Source organism: Brachybacterium tyrofermentans (assembly GCF_014897585.1).
Taxonomy (GTDB): Bacteria; Actinomycetota; Actinomycetes; order Actinomycetales; family Dermabacteraceae; genus Brachybacterium; species Brachybacterium tyrofermentans.
Genome location: NZ_JABUXW010000082.1, coordinates 1 through 1,402, shown reverse-complemented (window position 1 = coordinate 1,402; position 1,402 = coordinate 1). Strand labels below are relative to the sequence as shown.

Below are 1,402 nucleotides of genomic sequence, written 5' to 3'. Positions count from 1 at the left end.
GAGGGTGTTTCATTAGCTGTGTAAGGGTCCGGTCTCTAACCGAGGTGTGACCTGCGGGCTCGCCTCTGAAAAGGACCGATGACATGACCGAGATTGCTGATGCCCAGAACCCTCTTGCGGGCGTGCTGAGCGCCGACCAGGTCGACGCCCTCGTCAACGCCGCCGAAGACCTCGGAGAGGGCCGCCACGGGGTCGAGGAGCTGCTGTCCCGGATGACCCAGGCCGTGCTGGAGCGGGCCCTGGAGACCGAGATGAGCGACCACCTCGGCTACGAGTCCGGCGACCCTGCCGGCGCCGGAACGGGCAACTCCCGTAACGGCAAGACCACCAAGTCCATCCATACCCTCCAGGGCCCAGTGCAGCTCACCGTCCCCAGGGACCGCAACGGCTCGTTCGAGCCCGTGATCGTGCCCAAGCGGACCCGCCGACTGGGCAGGGTCGAGGACATGGTCCTGTCGCTGTATGCCCGCGGGATGACCACCCGCGACATTGGCTCCCATCTCGAGGAGATCTACGGCTCGAAGGTCTCCGCCGCGACGATCTCCAGGGTCACGGACGTCGTCACCGACGAGGTCGCCCAGTGGCAGTCCCGGCCCCTGGAGTCGGTCTACCCGATCGTCTACATCGATGCGATCTGGCTCAAGATCCGCGACGGCGGAGTCGTGACCAACAAGGCCTGCCACGTCGCCGTAGGCGTCGATATGGAGGGCCGCAAGCAGGTCCTGGGCCTATGGCTGGGGGCCACCGAGGGCGCGAAGTTCTGGGCCAACGTCCTCACCGAGATTCGCAACCGTGGCACCAAGGACATCCTGATCCTGTGCTGCGATGGGCTGACCGGGCTGCCGGCCGCGGTTAACAGCATCTACCCCGAGACCGTGGTCCAGACCTGCGTGGTCCACCTGCTGCGCTCGGCGATGAAGTACGCCTCCTACACGGACCGCAAGACCATGGCCAAGGACATGCGCCCGATCTACACCGCGGCCACCGTGGCGGCCGCTGAGCTGGCCCTGGAGGCCTTTGCCGAGGCCTGGGGCAGCAAGGCGCCGGGGGCGGTGCTGGCGTGGCGGAACGCGTGGGAGGACTTCATCCCGTTCCTGGCGTTCACCCCCGAGATTCGGAAGGTCATCTACACGACCAACCAGATCGAGTCGATCAACTACCAGCTCCGGAAGATCACCAAGACGAGGGGCTCATTCCCGTCGGACGAGGCGGCGATGAAGCTGGTCTATCTGGGGATCCGGAACATCGAGACCCGCCGCGGTGGCCAGCTCGGAACCGGCACTCAGGGATGGCATCAAGCCCTCAATGCTTTCGCCGTTCAGTTCCCCAACCGACTTCCGCTCTGACCACCCGGCAGAGAGGCTGTTCGACCGGCCCCTTACACAGAAAACTTGACACCTCC

Annotated in this window: 1 protein-coding gene; it reads left to right on the top strand. The window is 65.4% G+C overall.

Annotation, left to right across the window (positions count from 1 at the left end):
• Nucleotides 1-83: 83 nt before the first annotated feature.
• Complete coding sequence (locus INT49_RS20790; RefSeq protein ID WP_193119625.1) at nucleotides 84-1,346, top strand: IS256 family transposase; 1,263 nt, start codon at nucleotides 84-86, stop codon at nucleotides 1,344-1,346.
• The last annotated feature ends 56 nt before the right edge of the window (nucleotides 1,347-1,402 follow it).